The following is a 20,602-nucleotide window of genomic DNA, read 5'->3' as shown; positions in this document are numbered from 1 at the left end:
TCGCTTTTAATGTGAACTTAATTTTCGTCTTAGTCGCCCTGTTAATTCAGAACTCACTTTATTTAAACCTACCACGTAAACATTAATTCCCCGATCCTCGAATTTCATCACTAACTTATCTAATGCTGCTACGGCAGAATCATCCCATATGCGGACGTTATTTAAATCAAATATTACTTCACTTGCATCTTCAATATCATAATTAAATGTTTCAAGTAGTTCGGTTACAGAGGCAAAGAATAATTCACCTTTAAAATAATAAATCATACGGTTCTCTTTTAATACCCTTTGAACTCGAACTTTTGAAATTTTCGCGACAAAGAAGATAGCACTTAATAGTATCCCTGTTAACACACCAATCGCTAAGTTATGTGTAAAGATAACCGTTGCCACTGTTGCAATCATCACTATGTTATCACTTAACGGAATAATTTTTAATGTGCGTAATGAATTCCAATCGAATGTACCGATGGCTACCATAATCATAACACCTACAAGTGCAGCAATCGGGATTGCTGAAACAATGTCACCTAAGAAAACAATGAGTAAAATTAACACAACACCCGATGTTAAAGCCGATAAACGTCCTCGACCACCAGATTTCACATTAATAACAGACTGTCCTATCATTGCGCAACCTGCCATTCCTCCAAAGAATCCAGCGGCAATATTGGCAATCCCTTGTCCTCTTGCTTCTTTATTTTTCAGACTTCCTGTCCCTGTTGCTTCGTCCACAATTGTGGCCGTTAATAATGATTCGACTAAACCAACCACTGCTAGTCCTAATGAATATGGGAATATAATAGCTAGCGTCTCAAAACTTAGCGGAACATTTGGGAATAAGAGTTCTGGAAAGGCCTTCGTAATGTGACCCATATCTCCAACTGTAGGAACACCATATCCCATTGATATTGTTAACGCTGTGATTACAACAATAGCCACCAAAGCAGAAGGAATAACTTTTGTAATTAATGGTAGCAAATAAATAATAGCTAATGTACCGGCAACAAGTAAATATACCATCGTTCCATGACCAATGAAGTGATCAAGCTGGGATGTAAAAATCAAGATAGCCAGGGCATTTACGAAACCGACCATTACCGATCTCGGTATAAATTTCATATACCGTGCAATTTTAAATACACCGAATAAGATTTGTATAATACCTGTTAAAATGGTAGCGGCAAGTAAATACTCGACACCCCATTCGGCAACTAAGTCAATAAATAATAATGCCATTGCTCCTGTGGCAGCAGATATCATACCAGGTCGTCCACCAACAAATGAAATAACTACTGCAATCACAAATGATGCATATAACCCTACCATCGGGTCAACACCAGCAATAATGGAGAATGCTATCGCTTCCGGTATAAGGGCTAACGCCACAACAAGACCTGCCATAATATCTCCGCGTATGTTTCCAAACCATGATTCTTTCCAAGATTGTAACTGATCCATAATTCTCGTTCTCCTCTTTGTTGTATTACTCTATTTTTTCCTTAAGATTTATTAAACATGTAAAATCATTTAAACAAAGGAAAAAAGCTGCTTACATAACACAGCTTTTTCAGATCACCTTTATTTAGTTACCCCTTTGTTAACGGTTTCACTCAATCTTTGTGCCCCATGATGAACAGGGCCTACAAATTGATTTAATGGAAATGAATGGCGAATAGCAGCTGTAATAAATGATTTTGCATCATATACAGCTTCCTTTACACCTTTCCCGTTTGCTAGTCCCGCCGTAATAGCGGCTGAATACGTACATCCTGCCCCGTGCGTATAAGTTGTGTCAATCCGTTCTCCTTCAAGAAGCTCCATTCCCCTTCCATCGTAGAGAACATCAACAGCTTTTGGATGGTCGAGTTTTCCTCCACCTTTAACCAAAACGTGCTCCGCTCCGAGTTCATGAATTTTGACTGCCGCTTCTTTCATCTCTTCAACGGTCGTAATCGTACCTAGACCACTAAGTTGACCCGCTTCGAATAAGTTAGGGGTAACAACAGTTGCCAAAGGTGTAATAATCGTTTGTAAAGCTTCAGCTAATTCTGGATAAAGAACTTCATCTTCCCCTTTACAAACCATGACCGGGTCCACAACAACGTTTTGTAATTGATGCTTTTGAATTGTTTCAGCCGCAAGTTCAATAGACCCTACTGTCGGTAGCATACCAGTCTTTAGTGCCTCTACTCCAACACCTTCTACAATCGTTGATAATTGAGAACGAACAGTATCCAACTCAATCGGAAATACTTCATGTGACCAATTGGCATGTGGGTTCATAGCAACAATAACCGTTAAGGCAGACATGCCGTACACACCGTGCTCCTGAAATGTTTTAAGATCCGCCTGGATTCCTGCCCCACCACTACTATCAGACCCAGCAATTGTTAAAGCTTTTGGTAATGACATTTGTCTCCTCCTTTCATTAGTTTAAAATTACATATTGTTTTATGATAACATAAATTTAATGAATGTATTTTATATATGTCAAGATTACTGCTTAAATATTATCTTTAACTAGACGACATAAAAACACGTGAATCCTTATACAAGGATTCACGTTACAAGAGCTTAACCGGGTTTTACTTAACGAACATTAATATATGCAATCATCGGACCGTTATGATCTTTATCGGGATGTGAAGTACAAATTAACCGATAAATGCCTTCCTTATTGAAACGAAGATTTAGTACCGTCTCTTCTCCTTTTTTCACATTTCCTTTAATCTCTGTCCCTTCGATAAAGAAAGGATGTTCATTGCCATTTACACCATAAATAACAAGTTGTACCTTCTCACCTTTGGGGACAAATATCGTTCCAGGATCCCAACGATAAGCTTCAATTTCTTCACCACTACTTGTTTCTGTCTTAAATTCACCAGTCACCATGTGAATAACTAAATCATCCTCATGATCAATACCTGTTTCCACTGAATTTTCCTTAAACAAATACCAAGCAAAAGAAAGAAAGATACCTGCTATCACGAGGATAAACCATTTTTTATGCCGAGCGTATATAGACACGTTTCCCCTCCTCTACATATTATGCTTGTTTCATTATATGCAGTCGGAGGGGAGAAACTTGTCTAAAGGAACAAAAAAGATGTTTGTTCTTACCTGCCAACCTTATTATCAACTGTTAACACGATTCTTGTTAGGAAATAGCCGATTAAACTGTACATCAGAAGTGCAAAAAGAGACGAAAATTCTATAATAAAGTTTCCATCTAACACTTTTGTTGGAAAAATCCCTTCAAAGGGGTGGAGTAATGGTTGACTTGTTTTATAAATCCATTGAACGAAAGGGGCATTAGTAGAAGCACCAAATAGTTTTAATACGATACGAAGTCCTAAAATTGTTTGAGCAATACCAATTACACCATGAATTAAATAGATTACAACACTTACACCTTTCATTTACAATACCTCCTAACAATTTTTCATGAAATTTCCATAGCTATCTCCTTCATTAATATACCTTTTAAGGATGGTATCAATATGCGATGAAACCATTTCTAATATCAAAAATCTATCAATCGAACGATTCCTCCCTATTTTGCGCATTGAAAAGATTCCCGTGTATTAAAAGAAGACCTTGAAGATTGGTAATCAACCCTTACTTCCACTTATATTTCCTTGTAAAAACCTTAAGCAATTCCTGTATTTAATGGAGGGGAACCGTCACAACCTTTTACGATCAAATGCTAATTGATTTTCCCTCAGATTCGCCTAATTAATATTTATGAACAGTGGATTATTTCATACTCAGAAAATGAGTACTTATGAAAAGGAGATAAATTTAAGAAATAGATGAGGATTCACAATAAATGGTCATACTACACAAGCTGGCTGACTATTTGAGGATGGATGCGAAAACGGCAAGTATGCACAAAGTATTACAAATTTCTCCCCTCACAATATACAATTACGTATAAAAATATGAATGGTGTCCGTCGAACAAAAAAATCCTCGTAAGATGCTAATCAAATAGTAAAATCTACGGACACACTTAAAAAGTTAACAGCGTGATTAACGACAAACCTAATCAAGGCTGCCCAAAAAAATGGTCCATTAAATAGCAATTTTTTATCCTATTTAATAATACCCTCTAATACAGCCAATATGCCATCACGCACCAAAATAAGAACTCCCATTTACTGAAAGAATTAACACAACATAATCGATCATTTACATATAGGGAGTAAGTTGCGACATAATAACGTTATACATGATTTGGAGGGGTTTACTGTGTATAAAGATGAGTTTGATCAGTTAGCTACTAAAATCTATACCCAATTAGGCGGAAACGTTCAATTATCTGATGAGGATAAAGAGGTTATTAAACGCGCACTAAAAACCTCATACGACAATGGTTATGAGGAAGGGTTAATGGATGGTGAAGAGATTTCTGAAAAACCGATATCAGGGTAATAATGATGGGGCTTCCCCATCTTTTTTCCATGACCTGCAGGCGATTCGTTTTTTTTCAGTGTACTGAAGTTATGTCTTATTTGACAATTCCCAATCAAAAAAAGAAGTGTCAATAGACACTTCCTTTTTATAGAATGGTTTATGAGTGAATTTTGTTTGAGGTGCGTGTTTCTTCAGCAGTCTTTACTACTTCTTCTAATGTTTTCCCCATACCCGCCTCTACTGCGGCAACATAGCTTCCCTCAAGTAGTGGAGCATCTGCAATCTTAACATTCTCATATCCTGTGATTTCTAAGGCCAACTCTGCATTCATGATAGCACTTCCGAGGTCAAATAAAATCACAACCCCTTTATCACTGTATGCCTTTTCAATCGCATTTTGTATCTTTTCTACACTTGTACCAATTTCCAGATCATCTGTTCCACCAGCAATTTCAATTGGAACATTCTTTTCGACTTGACGTACGAGTTCGTGAATTCCTTCAACAACTTTTACGCTATGTGAGATTAATACAATACCTACATATGACATATATGTTTATGAGCCCCCTTTAATTGCTTCGCCCAGTGATTGGAATAGGTAATAGGATGAGACTGAACCCGGATCTAAGTGACCGATTGATCTTTCTTTTAAATATGCAGCTCTTCCTTTTATCGCCATCAAGTCCTTAGTATCGTCCATTGCTTTTTCTGCAACTTGGATAAGTTTATCTGCATGAAAGGTTGTACGATCTTGTAAAAACTTTACGACTGGCGCCCAAACATCAACGAGTGTTTTCTCCCGCTCATTAGCTTTTCCTCTTTGAATTATTCCTTGCAATGCTTGGTCAATAGCTAGAACCAAACTATTGTAGTCTACTACATCCTTATCTTTAAGAGCCATTGACATCTTTAAAAAAGCAGTTCCGTATAGCGGTCCTGAGGCGCCTCCCACTTTTGACATTAAAGTCATCGCTACATCTTTTAATATATCTGATACTGACGTATACTCGGAGGAACTCGTTTTGTTAACCACTTCTTGAAACCCCCGAGCCATATTGATTCCATGATCCCCATCCCCAATGGCTTGGTCTAACTCCGTTAAATATTCCTTGTTCCTTTGTATTTTTTCGTTTGTTAATTCGATCCATTGTCTTACTTCATTTACTTGGAAATTCATCGCTAACCCTACTCCCTTTTGATTATTTACGGAACGCTGGTGCAGATGAAGGAGCATCTAACAATTCTTTTAATTCATCATCCAATTTCAAAAGTGTTACAGAACAACCAGCCATTTCCAAGGATGTCATATATTCTCCGACAAATGTTTTATAAACATTAATCCCTTTATCACTCAAAATTTGTTGTACTTTGTTATTTAAAATATAAAGCTCCATTTCAGGTGTAGATCCTAGTCCATTTACCATAACTGCAACTTCACTGTTCGAATAATCGATATCTTCTAACACTTTTCCTGTTAATTCCTCTGCAATAGCATCAGCAGAAGAAATGACTTTTCGCTCTATTCCTGGTTCTCCATGGATTCCCATGCCAACTTCCATTTCATTATCTTCTAACGTAAAACTTGGTTTTCCAGCAGCAGGAACCGTACATGGAGTTAAGGCCATGCCCATCGAGCGAACATTCGCTACGACCTTTTCTGCTACACCTTTTACTTCTTCTAATGACCCACCTGCTTCCGCTTTTGCGCCTGCAATTTTATGTACGAAGACAGTTCCTGCAATTCCGCGCCGACCAGTTGTAAATGAACTATCTTCAACAGCTACATCATCATTAACAACTACTTGTTCTACTTGGATTCCTTCAGCTGCTGCCATTTCAGCTGCCATTTCAAAATTCATAACATCCCCTGTATAGTTTTTGATAACTAAAAAAACACCGTTTCCGCTATCAACTGCTTTTATCGCTTCATGTACTTGGTCCGGTGTAGGTGATGTAAAAACTTCTCCAGCTACAGCAGCATCTAACATTCCTTTACCAATATAGCCAGCGTGTGCTGGTTCATGTCCGCTACCCCCACCACTCACTAACGCAACCTTATTAGCAACTGGTGCATCCTTTCTCGCAATAACCGTAGTATTTGGTACTTGTTTTACATCATCTGGATGTGCTGAAACAATACCGGCCAACATATCTTGGACCACTTGGTTTGGATCATTAATAATTTTTTTCATGAATATTCCCCCTAGCCCCTTTTAATTTTCTATAAATCAATCATTTATAGACGAAATGAACTACATTTAAGAACGAACCTTGATGTTACTTTCATTATGAAAGGTAAAATTTTCCTCGTCAACATTTATGTCACATCATTCAAATAGACGTCAATATAGTAAAATATATTAAACAGGCCCACTTTTTATACATACTAGATTACTTGTTTTACATCTTCCTCGTTCCTTGCCCGTTTACGTACAGTTAAGAGGATTAACCCCATAAATACGAGAGCTATCCCAATGGTATTAGTAAAAGTCAACGTTTCTTTCAACAGGAATACGCCTAAACAGGCAGCAGTCAACGGTTCAGCTAGTGAAAGGGTAACAGCATGTGACGCTGGAAGATCATTTAGACCTTTTGAAAACAATAAATAAGCTAATGCGGTAGCCAACAACCCTAAGTGTAAAATCGTTATGAAACCTCCAACCTCTAGTATCCATTGCAATGGAAAGAAGAAAAATATAGGTAACAACAATAGAGCTGCCAGAAAAAAGATAACCCCTACAACGGCTTCAGAATTTTGGCTTTGTAACAACTGCTTGCTTACTAATGTGTAAACAGCAAAAGAAAGTCCAGCGCCTATCGCCATAAAGATTCCAACACCATTGAACGATTCAGACTGAAACGGATTGAACAAAAGTAGCACTCCAGAAATGCCGATCATAGTCGCAAACCACCATTGAATTTTCGGCATCTTTTTGTAAATAAAAACTTCTAATAAACCTGCCAGAATAGGGGCACTGCCAATTGCAACAACTGTTCCGACAGCAACTCCACTCATCGATACTGCTGAGAAAAATAGTGGTTGATAAGCCGCCATACTTATCCCCCCTATGCCCGTAATAAGTAACGGCCAGTTCCCTTTTTTTAATTTCCCCTTTAAGCATACAAACAGTAATAAAGCTCCTCCCCCAACAGCTAAACGTAGCGCCCCAATAATAAGAGGGTTAGCCTCACTTGGAGCAAATGCTTGTGCAGTACCTGTTGTGCCCCATAACATTGCCGCAAATAAAACTAAAAAAACACCTGCATTTTTACTCATTCTCCATCATCCTCGTATATAATTTGCCTAACATAAAAATACACGATATCTAATATTATATAAATGATAATATACCAAAAATTTCTTTATTATCACCCATTGCATATTTACACGCATGGACGTATAATAATTAAGTCTTCAAAAAACTACTGAACGCTTTAGTAGGATAAAAAAATTGTGGTATAATTAATAATATTCAAAAATATTTGGGGGTAACAGAGATGAAAAAAAGTTTTCTATTAATTTTTGCAAGTCTTATACTTGTATTAGCAGCTTGTGGTACAAGTGAAAATGGTGAAAACGACGGACAAGGTTCCGACGGAGGCGACGAAAAAGAGAAATTACGTGTAGTAACTGATGCTGCATATGCTCCTTTCGAGTACATGGATAAAGGAGAAATTGTTGGATTTGACGTTGATTTTATTACTGCAGTACTTGAAGAAGCTGGCTATGAATTCACAATTGAGAACGTTGGTTGGGATCCTTTATTCGTAGAGATTAAAGACGAACATGCTGACTTTGCAATTTCCGCAATTACAATTAACGATGATCGTAAAGAAACATATGACTTTTCAGTTCCGTATTTCGAATCTAGAAATATGATTTTAGTACCAACGGATAGCGATATTGAAAGTGGCGATGACTTGAAAGGTAAAAAAGTCGCTGTGCAAAACGGTACTACTGGTCAAGAAGTAGTTGAAGAAATCCTAGGTACAAACAATAAAAATATTTCAAAATTTGAAAACAATAACTTAGCAATCCAAGAGCTTCTAGCAGGTGGAGCTGACGCTGTTGTTGCTGATAATACAGTTGTGTTGGAATATGTAAAAAATAATCCAGATAAAGACTTAAAAACAGTTGAAGATCCAAACTTTGAATCTGAATTTTACGGTTTAATGTTCCCGAAAGGGAGCGAGCTTCAGGAAGACATTAATGAAGCAGTGAAAACTGTTATTGAAAACGGTACTTACGCTGAGATTTTTGAAGAATGGTTCGGTAAAGCACCAAATGTTGATGCTTTAATTGACCAACAGTAATTGTAAAATAAAACGATAAATAATAATGAAATTGCGTAACATAAAAACGTGTTACGCAATTTTTGAGTTTAAAGAGGAGAGGTATCATTGGACTTTCGGTTTGATTTGATTGCAGAGTATGGTCCCTTATTTCTAAAAGGGGCATTTTTAACAATTGGGGTCTCATTACTCGGAATATTACTCGGGTGTATCTTAGGCTTATTCATTGGTTTAGGAAAAATTGTTCAAAATAAATGGATTGCCTTGCCTTTTGCTTGGTACATTCACTTTTTCCGTGGTACACCGTTGTTTGTGCAAATTTTATTAATCCACTTCGGGGTTGTTCCTTTATTTGCGGGTACGACCAACGCATTATTAGCACTTGTTTTATCATTATCTTTAAATGCTGCAGCTTATATCGCAGAAATTTTCCGTGCGGGTATTCAGTCCATTGAAAAAGGACAAATGGAAGCAGCCCGTTCATTAGGTATGACTCATAGACAAGCTATGAGACATGTTATTTTACCTCAAGCATTTAAACGAATGATTCCACCGTTAGGGAATGAGTTTATTATTTTAATTAAAGAATCTTCATTAGGTGCTGTTATTGCTGCTCCAGAATTAATGTACTGGGGGCGTGCCATGCAGGGCCAATACTACCGTCCATGGGAACCGTATTTGACTGTTGCCTTCATATATTTAATACTAACGTTATCTTTAAGTTATCTACTGACTAGACTAGAAAGAAGGTTAGACACAAAATGATAGAAGTTCGTAATTTACAGAAGTCGTTCGGGGAATTAGAAGTATTAAAAGATATAAGTGTAAATGTAAAGCAACAGGAAGTTGTCGTTGTTGTCGGCCCATCAGGTTCTGGTAAATCTACGTTTTTACGATGCTTAAACTTATTAGAATCTGTAACAGGTGGACAAGTATTAATTGAAGGTGTTGATTTAACAGATCCGAAGACCGATATTAATGAAGTCCGTACTGACGTGGGGATGGTATTCCAACAGTTTAATTTATTCCCACATAAAACGGTGATGGAGAATATTATACTTGCTCCTATGAATGTTAAAGGGGTTTCTAAGCAGCAAGCTAAGGAAACAGGCATGCAACTACTCGAAAAGGTTGGCATGGCTGAAAAAGCAAACGCATATCCTGATTCACTATCCGGAGGTCAAAAACAACGCGTTGCCATTGCTAGAGCACTTGCGATGGAACCAAAAATTATGCTGTTTGATGAACCTACATCTGCATTAGACCCAGAAATGGTAGGAGAAGTGTTAGAAGTTATGAAAGATCTCGCCAGGGAAGGTATGACAATGGTTGTCGTCACCCATGAAATGGGTTTCGCAAAAGAAGTCGGTGACCGTGTTCTCTTCATGGATGGCGGTTACGTTGTTGAAGAAAACGTACCGAAAGAACTTTTTGATAATCCTCAACATGAACGAACAAAGTCATTCTTAAGTAAAGTATTATAAGTAAAGATCGGTTAATTTATTTAACCGATCTTTACTTATCTCTATTCATGGTTGGAACTTGAACGTTTAAACACATAACTTACCTTTTCATAATTCATTTTATGTTCATAGAAACGATGGGCATGATAACGTTCAAGTCCTGATGATAACGCTACATGATCATAATCTCTTTCAGTAGCCCATGAATGGACATAATCTAATAACCGTTCACCATAACCTTTGGAACGATGCTCCTCTTTTGTGACTAAATCACAAACCCAAACAAAACGTCCGTAATAAAGTGTTGTCATCGGCTTAAATCCAACAACTGATACAAGCTGTTCCTTTTCAAATAACCCGTACATCTTATATCGGTCCAGCTCCACCGCCTCTTGTACTAACTGGATATATGTATCCAGTTTAAGGTGGGGGCGTAATTGGTACATGATTGGAAAGGCACGCTCCCAACTATCCTTCGTAGATAATTCTTCGATATTATCCCCCATTATAGTCCTCCTTTAATATTGTTTATAAAGAGTAGAAATAAAATATCCATAAAAGATAAATGCAAATAACACTGTTACTAAGATAAACACTAATTGTAGCGGTGCAGGCGCGACGTAAACAGTACTACTAACAAGAATACATAGAAACCATGCTGCACATAGACTAACTAAAAATTTCTTCCCTTCCCTTTCCCCTGACATTTGAAAAGAGATGAGCGAATATAACACAAATACGAAAAATAATAGAAAGAACAAACGAACCCCCCCTTCACTTTTGCTCCCCTTTTCCTTGAATTAATGCCTCTTTTTGCCTTTTTGTTAGTTGTTTAATTGCATATTCACGTTTTAATGCTTCGGACTTTGTTTCAAACTCTTCAACATATACTAATTTGACCGGTAATCTGCTGGCTGTATATTTAGCCCCTTTCCCTTGTTGGTGCATATCAATTCGATATAATAATCGATTTGTATAACCGGTATATAATGAGTTATCTTTGCAACGAAGAATATATGTATAGTGCATATTTTCACTCCTAAATACGCAGCAGTCTATTATTACAATAATAACAATAAAGAGGTGGTTACTGACCACTACGCTGATTAAAAGCTGCGTTAATCTTTTCAATATACTCCCCCTTACGTCATATCAAGTTGTTCATATTTGTTTTTTCCAAGTAATTTCCAAAACATCAACAATAATTATGTTAAGAATTGGGCACTATATTATATAGATATACCAATCTGGAGGAATAGTAATGGAGCATATTCAGGATAAAGAATCTTTACTCGGAAGTTATCATAACATTTGTTGGGATTGGTATCACTATTACAAACATAGTGTTAATAAAAACATGGTAAGGTTTGAACTATTATGAGCACTAACCAAAAAAAACCAACCGAAATGTTGTTATGGTCAATTGCACTACCTGGTTTCGGACAACTATTGAATGGTAAGTTTTTAAAAGGGGTTACCTTTATTATTTTGGAGTTTTTAATTAACGTACAAGCTAATTTTAATGAAATTATTCGGTTTAGTTTTAATGGACAAATTCATTTAGCAAGCGAATATGCGAACTACCAATGGTTAATGTTTTACCCATGTTTATATTTTTTTGCTATGTGGGATGCCTTTAAAGATGCAGGAGGAGGCCAAAAGCCTTATTCTTTCTTGCCATTTGTCTTTTCTGCGTATTTCGTGACAGTAGGATTAATGTATTCTGATCAAGTTAAGCTATTTGGTGTATCGTTAGGACCAGTTTTTTTTCCGATGCTTTCTGTTTTACCAGGGTTAATTGTAGGTTTTATTATTCAAAAAGTGATAACAAAAAAAACTAACGGCCCAACCTGATTGAACTTTCATCGCAATTTTAGTAATACTAATTCAAAACAGGTGGGCCTTGCAATTAGGCTAAAGCATATTCAACTGCACTTATTGCATGAATTCTAGTCGTATCAAATATTGGCATTTTATTCGACTGAAATTGAAAAAGGCCAAGTTCAGTGCAACCCAATATAATTCCTTCAGCTCCTTGTATGCCTAACTGATTTATGATCTGATTTAGTTTTTCTCTGGAAGTGGGCCTTATTTCTCCTAAACAAAGCTCTTCAAAAATAATTTGATTAATGAGGTTAATATCATTTTCATCAGGAAGGATTACTTGAAATCCTAACGCATGAAGCTCCCCTTTGTAGAATGAATGCTCCATTGTATATTTTGTCCCGAGTAGCCCCACTCTACTGATGTTTTCTTTTGTTAGTGCTTTCCCCGTTGCATGTGCTATATGTAACATTGGAACATCAATAGTAGCTGAAACAACGTTAAACACTTTGTGCATTGTATTTGTACATAGAATAATGATATCAGCACCTGCCGTTTGCAACGACTGTGCGGCTTTTGTTATGATTTCACTCGCTTTTTCCCACTGTCCAGTCGCTTGATATTTTTCTATCGGATGAAAATCTACACTATATAAAATACATTTTGCTGAGTGTAGACCTCCTAGCCTTTCCTTAACTTCTTCATTAATGATTCGATAATAGAACGCTGACGACTCCCAACTCATTCCTCCGATTAACCCTATTGTTTTCATTAGTACCTCCTTAGAAACAACTTTATTCCCGCTTCATCGATTGCAGGTCCATATCCCAATTCCACATCCGTTTATAATAGATAACTTTCTTGCCGTATCCGACGAGGAGAGACAGGAAGAATGTCGCCTGAAACACCACTTTTTCACCGGGAAACCAATATAGACTGCGAATTTACCTGCAACATTGTACATCCCACCTTGTATCATTGTCATTTCTTCTTAGGCGTAATTTACAGAGTTTTTAACCAAATAAAAGGAGATGGGGATAGCATAAACCATCCTCATCTCTCTTCTATAACCTTCATTAATTTTTTTCACTTAAAATGTTACCAGCAAGTGCATACAAAACAATTGTTGTCGCTAAGTGTGAAGAAAAGTCATTTGGATCCTGTTGTGGATATATTTCCACCAAATCCATACCACTTACTCCAAGTTTACAAAATTCATGTACTAATTCAACAAGCTCGTAAGATGAAAGTCCGTTACCGTCTACTGGCCCCCCTGGATTGAAGGCAAAATCTAGAACATCACTACAAATACTTAAGTAAACAGCATCTGTACCTTTACTAGCGATTTCGTATGCCTTCCTAGCCATTTCTACCAAATTACTTGATTGTTTAATGTCACGTGAAGTAATAGTAGTAGCACCGACTTCGTTTGCAAACTTACCTGTTTCGGGCTTATTTCTTGGGCCGTGGATTCCCATATGAACGATACTTTCATTTCGGACATTTTCATCCTCATAAATGCGTGCGAAAGGTGTACTTCTCGCATATAAGTCCCCTTCATGATCAGGATGATTATCATAATGGGCATCAAGATGGATAATTCCAACTTTTCCGTTAATCTCCTCGCCTAATGCCTTTACAATAGGGTATGTGATTCCATGGTCCCCGCCGAAGGCTACAGGAAATTTACCTGTCTTCCATACTTTTCCGGAAAAATTCTCGATACGTTTCATTGTTTCGATCGAATCTGCCGGAACAACATCTATATCCCCTAAGTCACCTAATGTATAATGACTTAACACATCAATGTGATTCAATTCAGGTAGATACCCTGAATATCTTGCCGACGAAAGTCTTATAACTTTCGGTCCTAGTTCACATCCTGTGTAATCACCCCAAGTTACTGAACCTTCCCACGGAACACCATAAATTAATACATCCTTTTCGTTAATCTCCTTTGAATCAAAGGACACTTTACGACCGCCTAGAAAGCAAGGAGTATTTCCATATATTTTTTCGTTACTCATGATGGCCTCTCCTTTTCACATATGTTTCGTTTAGTTTTATATTATGAGTTATTTTACGCCAGTAACCTTATCATATTCTTCTAAGATTTCTTCTGATGGTCCTTCTCCAATTAAACTAAAAACTACAATTGCAATGGATGAGAAGATGAAACCTGGAACCATTTCGTATAAATCTGATCCTGTGTAGCCCCAAAGGAAAATGGTAAGACCACCAACAATAATACCGGCTAATACACCGTTACGTGTAGTTTTTCTCCAAAATAGAGAAAATAGAATTGCTGAACCGAATGTAGCACCAAAACCAGCCCAAGCGTAAGATACTAGGTCGAGAACAGAGCTTGTTTCGTTCCATGCTAATGCCATTGCAACAAGCGCAATCCCTAGTACACAAAAACGTCCAACCCATACTAATTCAGTTTCACTAGCTTCTTTACGTAAAAACTTTTTGTAGAAGTCCTCTGACAGTGCACTAGAAGACACTAATAATTGAGAGTCAATCGTACTCATAATGGCTGCTAATACTGCCGCTAATAAGAAACCTGCAACCCATGGGTTATATATAACTTGTACAAGTTGTATGAATACTTGCTCAGGATCACTAAGTGGCACATCAAATGTTGTAATACCAACCATACCAACGATAATTGCTCCATATAGAGGAATAACAGCCCCCATTGTAATCGCAATTACTTTTGCTTTTGCTACTTCTTTATGGGATTTAATCGCCATAAAGCGTGCTAAAATATGTGGTTGTCCAAAGTAACCTAAGCCCCAAGCTAGTGCGGAAACAATTCCAACAAAACCAATTGAGCCAGCTGCAGCCCATACTACTGAACCTTCAGAATCATAAGCTGTTGCAGCCGAAGCGTCTATTAAACTACCATCGATAGATTTCAACGTATCAAATAAAGCACCAAAACCACCGATTTCAATTAGTCCGTATACTGCTGTAACGAATAGCGCAAGGAACATTAAAAATCCTTGAATGAAATCTGTATAACTTACGGCTAAGAATCCACCTAAGAATGTATATCCTACAATAACAATACCACCAAGAATAAGTGCTGTATGGTAATCCATTCCGAATGTACCATTAAATAGCTTCGCACCTGCTACTAAACCAGATGCTGTGTAAAATAAGAAAAATGCTAGAATAAAAATCGCGGAAATAACACGTAAAAGACTTGATTTATCGCGGAACCGATTTTCAAAGAATTCTGGTAATGTGATGGAGTTGTTTGAGTATTCTGTGTATACACGAAGTCTTTTGGCAACATACTGCCAATTAATCATTGCACCAATTGCTAAACCTACGGCAATCCATAAACTCCATTGCCCTAAACCCGCAGCATATGCAGCACCTGGAAGACCTAACAATAACCATCCACTAAAATCACTAGCTTGTGCTGAAAAAGCAGCAACCCAACTATTTAATTTACGTCCTCCAAGGATATAATCTGAAAGAGTACTTGTCATCCGGTATGTAATAATACCAATAACGATTAACATAACTAAATATAATATAAACGTAACTGTCGTGGGGTTCATTACTGTTCACCCTTCCCTTCTTTAATATAACTAATTACTGCCCAAACTACTAACAGTGGCATTGGAACTGCAAACCAAAAAAATGTCCATGCATCTAACATTTGTTGTGACACCTCCTGTTTATTTTAAAACAAAGAGAGCTCTGAGTGGTTTCATTGCAGAGATCGTTTGTTTTATAACAATAAAATTCAAATAGTACTAGTAGTAAAGACCTATTAAATACTACGAATAACTACTTTCGATTATGTATTTTTATACAATAATATCCATTTATGTTAATAAACAGAAACTGCAAAACCTTCTCGAAAGTAATAACTTAAAGTAGAATTATATAAAAAATGTATAATATTCAGACTATTATGTCAAGGTTGAGCACTTAATATTCGACAATTTCAAACAACTTAACCCTTTGATTTATAAGACTTTCGTAGGGGTTTCGCTATTTTTCGATACTTCTATACATATTAACAGAACTTATTTGGAAAATTATATATAATCATTGCTTCTTTAGGAGGCCGAATATGGAATTAAATCATAAAGTACGATTAACAGCTCCGGAAATTGCAAGCCTTTGGACTCAATATATGTATGATTCAATGTCTATATGTTTCTTTCGATATGCTTTAACCCACTTAGAAGATGAAGATACGATACATATTTACAAACGAGCATTAAGCTTAGCCGAGAGTCATATTGAAAGTTGTAAACAGTTTTTCCACGAAGAAGGATTTCCTATTCCAACAGGTTTTACAGAACAAGATGTAAACGTAAAAGCTCCTAGATTATTTCAAGATCCTTTTTACCTATATTACATATATATAATGACACTACATGGGTTAACAGGTTACAACTTGTCGGTTGGTACTTCCATTCGACCTGATATGAGAAAATACTTTATTCAGTGCAATGAGGAAACGATGGATCTATTCGATCAAGCAATGAATGCACTGCTTGAGAAGGGATTATTTACACGGCCACCTTCAGTACAACCACCGGAAACTACTAGCTTTGTAGATAAGCAGAGCTTTTTAACGGGTTGGTTCGGTAATCGTCGTCCTCTTACAGTAATGGAGATAGGTGATATATCTTTTAATATGAATAAAATGCACTTACACGTCGCTTTAAAAGTCGCCTTTGCTCAAGTAACTCAATCCAAAACCATTAAAAACATCGTTGAACGTGGCATACGGATTTCCAACAAACATACTGAAATTTTCAAATCCATATTTAACGAAGAACAGTTGAATTCACCGATCTCGTGGCAATCCCTAGTGACAAACTCAACAACGAAAACATTCTCAGACAAATTCATAATGTATCAAATTCAATTTTCCACTCAAGCTGCTGTTGGATTTTACGGTGCAGCATTAAGTGTTAATAGTCGAAGAGACTTAGGGGCTCACTATACCCGCCTAACAAGTGAACTATTAGCCTATGCGGAAGACTGCGCCAATTTAATGATTAAAAACCGATGGCTTGAACAGCCTCCTTTAGCAAGTGACCGCCAAAGTTTAGCGAAAAAAAAGAAAAAATCATAACAGTCCTTATATTGGGACTGTTATGATTTTTTAAAATTCTATATTATGCAACTTCACCTTCGTGTTTCTTTTCCGTTTTTGCTACAACTACAGCACATGAAGCATCCCCTGTAATGTTAATAGCTGTACGGACCATGTCAAGGAGACGGTCCACACCAAGTATTAGAGCAACAGCCTCTACTGGCAATCCTACAGATGTTAGTACCATCGTTAACATAATTAACCCAACACCAGGAACGCCTGCGGTACCAATACTAGCTAAAGTAGCCGTCAAAATGACAGTTAATATAGCCGATAACCCTAAATCTAAACCATAAATTTGAGCAATAAATACGGTTGCAACACCTTGCATAATTGCAGTTCCATCCATGTTAATTGTTGCACCTAATGGTTGCACGAAACTACTTACACCTTTTGGAACTTTCAATTTTGTTTGTGCCATATCCATGGATACAGGTAATGTTGCTGCACTACTTGCAGTACTGAAGGCAACAACCATAGCTGGCGAAAAGTTTTTAAAGAATTGAATTGGATTCATTTTCCCTAAAGTAGCCACCGCAGTGCCATATGTCAAAATAGCATGCAGGAATAATACAAATAGCACAACAAACATATATTTCCCCATTGCCATAATTGCATCTAACCCTTGGCCACCGATTGCAATCGCAATTAGTGCGAACGCACCATATGGAGCCAATTTCATGACTACGTGAACGAGTTTCATAATAATTTCGTTACTTTGTTGAACAAATTTCAATACTGTATCTGCTTTTTGACCTAATTGTGCTAAAGCATATCCAACTAAAATGGAGAATAGGATAATTTGGAGCATGTTTCCTTCAGCCATTGCCGTAACTGGGTTAGTTGGAATGATATTAAGTATTGTTTCTACAATTGGAGGTGCTTCTTGACCTTCAAATTCCGCACCATCTAGTTGGAAATTTCCGGAACCTGGTTTCACAATAAAAGTGGTAGCAATCGCTAATGTAAGCGCAATAGTCGTTGTTACTAAGAAATATCCGATTGTTTTTACACTCATGCGCCCTAACTTTTTAGGGTCACTAATACCGGCTGTACCGAGAATTAATGAAACAACAACAACAGGAACAACTAACATCTTAATTAAGTTAATGAAAATCTTACCTACCGGGTCTAGAATATATGTTGCTAAAAATTCATATCCTGCTTCTGGAACGGCTACATTTAATATTACACCTGCTACAATACCGGCGATTAAACCAATAATAATTTTTTTCGTTAATGACATACACGTTTCCCCCTATCTTTCATTTTTCGTTCCTATTGTTAGAATATTCGCATAAAAGCGTAGATAATACCACTTTATCATTTACTGTATATTTATAATATAATATTTTTTTGTACAAGTCATTAATTAAAAAATGGAAAATGGATAACTCCCTCTATCATCTATAGGTTGTAAGGTGATTATCGAAGCCTCAAAAAACAAACTTAAAATATCAACTTTTTCATTTATTATTCAAAAAAATTCATGATTACTCATTTATTATTTAAACAGTAAATTTTAGTCCTATTACTGTAAATAAAATGAGCATAATAAACGACAGACGCTGCCAATTCATTGATTCTCCAAAAAACAAAATATTACATAGTGTGCTACCAACAACACCAATCCCAGTCCAAACAGCATATGTAACACCCATCGGTAATACTTCCATGACAATAGCTAATAAAAAGAAGCTAGCACCAAAAGAAATGAGCAATAATAATAGAGAACTAATATTACGTTTCTCATGTAAATAATTAATCATAATAACGCCTAACATTTCAAATATGCCTGCTAAGATTAATAATCCCCATTCCATTTGTCTTCAACTCCGTCTTTTTCTTCATCTGTTATAACTTTTAACCCGATAATTCCGACTAACAAAAGTGCAATCAATAACAATTTCATGATACTTACATCCTCATGAAAAAAGACAATCTCTGATAATACAACTCCTGCAGTGCCTAATCCTACAAATACAGCATAAACCGTACTTGCTGGAAGGTATCGGCCTGCCATCACTAAATAATAAAAACTAAAGATAATGGCAACTACTGTACCTGACCATGATAAGAAGGTGTTAGCGTGCTTTAAACCAATTACCCATAAAATTTCAAATATAGATGCAATAAAGACTTTGATCCAGTGTTTCATGTATCTTCACTCCAAACGAAGCTCTCGAAAAGGTTAATATATTCAATACCGCCAATTATACAGAACGATATTCTTAAGTCCAAATCTCAATCAATGGAATCCTATCACTTTCTTTGATAAAATCACCGTAGTGGGTGAAAGGGGGAATTGTATGCAAATTGTCACGATTGAGCCGACACCAAGTCCAAATTCGATGAAAATCGTTTTAAGCACCCCGCTACCAGAAGGGGAAAGACATAATTATAAACATGGGGAAACTTATGCGAACGCACCGAAATATATTCAAAAAATCATTGCAATCGATGGGGTGAAGAACCTTTATCATGTAGCAGATTTTATTGCGTTGGACCGGAATCCAAAGTATTCATGGGAAGATATTTTACCTCAAGTGAAGCACATTTTTGGCACGACTATGCAGGAACCAATCCCTACAACAAAGCAAAAAGATCCTGAAGAAACATATGGTGAAGTGAAAGTGTTAATACAAATGTTCCGTGGAATTCCAATGCAGTTAAAACTCATTGATGATATAGCTGAACATCGAATTGGCCTTCCTGAAATGTTCATGAATGCTGCAATGGAAGCTTCACAGTCCTCTCCTAATTTCGTTATGGAACGAAAATGGGTAGAGCAATCTCCACGTTATGGCTCAATAGATGAAATTGGGAAAGAAATTGTAGAAGAACTAAATGCAACATATGATGAGCAGCGCCTTGCACATTTAACAGAAAAAGCACTGCACATGGATAATAATGACGTTATATTAACTGAAGAACACAAAGATGATGTAACATTAGAAGACTTGGACCATCCCGATTGGAAGGTTCGTTTTGCAGCATTAGACCGTATTGAACCTACATATCAATCTTTACCACTTCTTGAAAAAGCGTTACATGATAGCAAAACTTCTATTAGGAGACTGGCTACTGCATATCTTGGCATGATTGAAGAGCCTGAAGTTTTGCCCTATCTATATAAAGCACTCCAAGACAAAGTTGCAACTGTAAGACGAACTGCAGGAGATTGTTTGTCGGATTTAGGCTTTCCTGAAGCAATACCTGAGATGGTGAAAGCTTTAAATGATCCAAGCAAACTGGTTCGGTGGAGAGCAGCTATGTTCTTGTATGAAGTAGGAGATCATTCAGCTGTTCCTGCTTTACAAGATGCCATTCGAGACCCGGAATTTGAGGTTAGAATGCAAGCGAAGATGGCATTACGTCGTATAGAACAAGGTGAAGAAGCTAAAGGATCTGTATGGCATCAAATGACAGAAGCTACAAAAAAAGAACGAGATAATTCATAAGGAGGAAAT

The 20,602-nt window shown here is 36.8% G+C and carries 24 protein-coding genes; 7 read left to right on the top strand and 17 right to left on the bottom strand.

The window, feature by feature from the left end; translation table 11 throughout:
• Positions 1-6 precede the first annotated feature (6 nt).
• The 4 genes from NLW78_RS01270 to NLW78_RS01255 all read right to left on the bottom strand — a co-directional run bounded on the left by NLW78_RS01270 (position 7) and on the right by NLW78_RS01255 (position 3,422).
• Complete coding sequence (locus NLW78_RS01270; RefSeq protein WP_254494487.1) at positions 7-1,461, bottom strand: SulP family inorganic anion transporter; 1,455 nt, start codon at positions 1,459-1,461, stop codon at positions 7-9.
• Between the two features lie 120 nt (positions 1,462-1,581).
• Positions 1,582-2,415: a bifunctional hydroxymethylpyrimidine kinase/phosphomethylpyrimidine kinase gene (locus NLW78_RS01265; protein WP_254494486.1), complete on the bottom strand. Its 834-nt coding sequence runs from the start codon at positions 2,413-2,415 to the stop codon at positions 1,582-1,584.
• Positions 2,416-2,592: 177 nt separating this feature from the next.
• Positions 2,593-2,955 carry a cupredoxin domain-containing protein gene (locus NLW78_RS01260; protein WP_254496072.1) on the bottom strand — a complete coding sequence of 121 codons (363 nt, stop codon included), beginning with the start codon at positions 2,953-2,955 and terminating at the stop codon, positions 2,593-2,595.
• 164 nt (positions 2,956-3,119) lie between these two features.
• The gene (locus tag NLW78_RS01255) at positions 3,120-3,422 is read right to left on the bottom strand and encodes a YggT family protein (protein WP_254494485.1); all 303 of its coding nucleotides are present in this window, start codon (positions 3,420-3,422) and stop codon (positions 3,120-3,122) included.
• An 831-nt stretch (positions 3,423-4,253) separates the two neighbouring features.
• Here NLW78_RS01255 and NLW78_RS01250 point away from each other — a divergent pair.
• Positions 4,254-4,436, top strand: coding sequence for a hypothetical protein (locus NLW78_RS01250; protein ID WP_254494484.1), 183 nt, complete (start codon positions 4,254-4,256; stop codon positions 4,434-4,436).
• A 139-nt stretch (positions 4,437-4,575) separates the two neighbouring features.
• On the opposite strand, the gene dhaM is transcribed toward NLW78_RS01250, so the two are convergent.
• The 4 genes from dhaM to NLW78_RS01230 all read right to left on the bottom strand — a co-directional run bounded on the left by dhaM (position 4,576) and on the right by NLW78_RS01230 (position 7,695).
• Positions 4,576-4,968: a dihydroxyacetone kinase phosphoryl donor subunit DhaM gene (gene dhaM, locus NLW78_RS01245; protein WP_254494483.1), complete on the bottom strand. Its 393-nt coding sequence runs from the start codon at positions 4,966-4,968 to the stop codon at positions 4,576-4,578.
• 6 nt (positions 4,969-4,974) lie between these two features.
• A complete protein-coding gene (dhaL, locus tag NLW78_RS01240) occupies positions 4,975-5,595 on the bottom strand; it encodes a dihydroxyacetone kinase subunit DhaL (protein WP_254494482.1) in 621 nt (206 codons plus the stop codon).
• A gap of 22 nt (positions 5,596-5,617) precedes the next feature.
• A complete protein-coding gene (gene dhaK, locus NLW78_RS01235; protein ID WP_254494481.1) occupies positions 5,618-6,610 on the bottom strand; it encodes a dihydroxyacetone kinase subunit DhaK in 993 nt (330 codons plus the stop codon).
• A 194-nt stretch (positions 6,611-6,804) separates the two neighbouring features.
• Positions 6,805-7,695, bottom strand: coding sequence for a DMT family transporter (locus NLW78_RS01230; protein ID WP_254494480.1), 891 nt, complete (start codon positions 7,693-7,695; stop codon positions 6,805-6,807).
• Between the two features lie 221 nt (positions 7,696-7,916).
• Between NLW78_RS01230 and NLW78_RS01225 the strand changes: the two genes are divergently transcribed.
• From NLW78_RS01225 to NLW78_RS01215, 3 genes are all read left to right on the top strand, one after another.
• Complete coding sequence (locus tag NLW78_RS01225) at positions 7,917-8,732, top strand: basic amino acid ABC transporter substrate-binding protein (RefSeq protein WP_254494479.1); 816 nt, start codon at positions 7,917-7,919, stop codon at positions 8,730-8,732.
• An 87-nt stretch (positions 8,733-8,819) separates the two neighbouring features.
• Positions 8,820-9,476 (top strand): amino acid ABC transporter permease, encoded by a 657-nt coding sequence (locus NLW78_RS01220; protein ID WP_254494478.1) that lies wholly within the window; start codon positions 8,820-8,822, stop codon positions 9,474-9,476.
• Positions 9,473-10,195, top strand: coding sequence for an amino acid ABC transporter ATP-binding protein (locus tag NLW78_RS01215; protein WP_254494477.1), 723 nt, complete (start codon positions 9,473-9,475; stop codon positions 10,193-10,195). Before NLW78_RS01220 ends, NLW78_RS01215 begins: the two co-directional genes overlap by 4 nt.
• 41 nt (positions 10,196-10,236) lie before the next feature.
• On the opposite strand, the gene NLW78_RS01210 is transcribed toward NLW78_RS01215, so the two are convergent.
• The 3 genes from NLW78_RS01210 to NLW78_RS01200 are packed head-to-tail and all read right to left on the bottom strand — an operon-like array spanning position 10,237 to position 11,203.
• Entirely contained in the window at positions 10,237-10,680 is a 444-nt protein-coding gene (locus tag NLW78_RS01210) for a GNAT family N-acetyltransferase (RefSeq protein ID WP_254494476.1), read from the bottom strand.
• A gap of 12 nt (positions 10,681-10,692) precedes the next feature.
• Entirely contained in the window at positions 10,693-10,935 is a 243-nt protein-coding gene (locus NLW78_RS01205) for a hypothetical protein (RefSeq protein ID WP_254494475.1), read from the bottom strand.
• 13 nt (positions 10,936-10,948) lie between these two features.
• A complete protein-coding gene (locus NLW78_RS01200; RefSeq protein WP_254494474.1) occupies positions 10,949-11,203 on the bottom strand; it encodes a GIY-YIG nuclease family protein in 255 nt (84 codons plus the stop codon).
• A 348-nt stretch (positions 11,204-11,551) separates the two neighbouring features.
• Here NLW78_RS01200 and NLW78_RS01195 point away from each other — a divergent pair, with 348 nt between their 5' ends.
• Positions 11,552-12,028 (top strand): hypothetical protein, encoded by a 477-nt coding sequence (locus tag NLW78_RS01195; protein ID WP_254494473.1) that lies wholly within the window; start codon positions 11,552-11,554, stop codon positions 12,026-12,028.
• Positions 12,029-12,083: 55 nt separating this feature from the next.
• Here the strand turns inward: NLW78_RS01195 and NLW78_RS01190 are convergent, their stop codons facing one another.
• The 3 genes from NLW78_RS01190 to putP all read right to left on the bottom strand — a co-directional run bounded on the left by NLW78_RS01190 (position 12,084) and on the right by putP (position 15,573).
• On the bottom strand, positions 12,084-12,770 hold the full coding sequence (locus tag NLW78_RS01190; protein ID WP_254494472.1) for an aspartate/glutamate racemase family protein: 687 nt from the start codon (positions 12,768-12,770) through the stop codon (positions 12,084-12,086).
• A 304-nt stretch (positions 12,771-13,074) separates the two neighbouring features.
• On the bottom strand, positions 13,075-14,025 hold the full coding sequence (locus NLW78_RS01185; RefSeq protein ID WP_254494471.1) for an agmatinase family protein: 951 nt from the start codon (positions 14,023-14,025) through the stop codon (positions 13,075-13,077).
• 48 nt (positions 14,026-14,073) lie between these two features.
• Positions 14,074-15,573 carry a sodium/proline symporter PutP gene (putP, locus tag NLW78_RS01180; RefSeq protein ID WP_254494470.1) on the bottom strand — a complete coding sequence of 500 codons (1,500 nt, stop codon included), beginning with the start codon at positions 15,571-15,573 and terminating at the stop codon, positions 14,074-14,076.
• 521 nt (positions 15,574-16,094) lie between these two features.
• Between putP and NLW78_RS01175 the strand changes: the two genes are divergently transcribed.
• Positions 16,095-17,111, top strand: a complete 1,017-nt coding sequence (locus NLW78_RS01175) for a DUF3231 family protein (RefSeq protein WP_254494469.1) — start codon at positions 16,095-16,097, stop codon at positions 17,109-17,111.
• A gap of 43 nt (positions 17,112-17,154) precedes the next feature.
• Here the strand turns inward: NLW78_RS01175 and NLW78_RS01170 are convergent, their stop codons facing one another.
• From NLW78_RS01170 to NLW78_RS01160, 3 genes are all read right to left on the bottom strand, one after another.
• The gene (locus NLW78_RS01170; protein ID WP_254494468.1) at positions 17,155-18,378 is read right to left on the bottom strand and encodes a dicarboxylate/amino acid:cation symporter; all 1,224 of its coding nucleotides are present in this window, start codon (positions 18,376-18,378) and stop codon (positions 17,155-17,157) included.
• A 262-nt stretch (positions 18,379-18,640) separates the two neighbouring features.
• Positions 18,641-18,955, bottom strand: coding sequence for a DMT family transporter (locus NLW78_RS01165; RefSeq protein WP_254494467.1), 315 nt, complete (start codon positions 18,953-18,955; stop codon positions 18,641-18,643).
• The gene (locus NLW78_RS01160; protein WP_254494466.1) at positions 18,937-19,290 is read right to left on the bottom strand and encodes a DMT family transporter; all 354 of its coding nucleotides are present in this window, start codon (positions 19,288-19,290) and stop codon (positions 18,937-18,939) included. Before NLW78_RS01160 ends, NLW78_RS01165 begins: the two co-directional genes overlap by 19 nt.
• A gap of 151 nt (positions 19,291-19,441) precedes the next feature.
• On the opposite strand from NLW78_RS01160, the gene NLW78_RS01155 reads away from it, so the two are divergent.
• Positions 19,442-20,593, top strand: a complete 1,152-nt coding sequence (locus tag NLW78_RS01155; protein ID WP_254494465.1) for a conserved virulence factor C family protein — start codon at positions 19,442-19,444, stop codon at positions 20,591-20,593.
• The last annotated feature ends 9 nt before the right edge of the window (positions 20,594-20,602 follow it).

The organism is Salirhabdus salicampi, assembly GCF_024259515.1.
GTDB classification, from domain to species: domain Bacteria; phylum Bacillota; class Bacilli; order Bacillales; family Alkalibacillaceae; genus Salirhabdus_A; species Salirhabdus_A salicampi.
The sequence above is the reverse complement of the archived record's forward strand: the minus strand, read 5'-3'. Positions and strand labels throughout refer to the sequence as shown.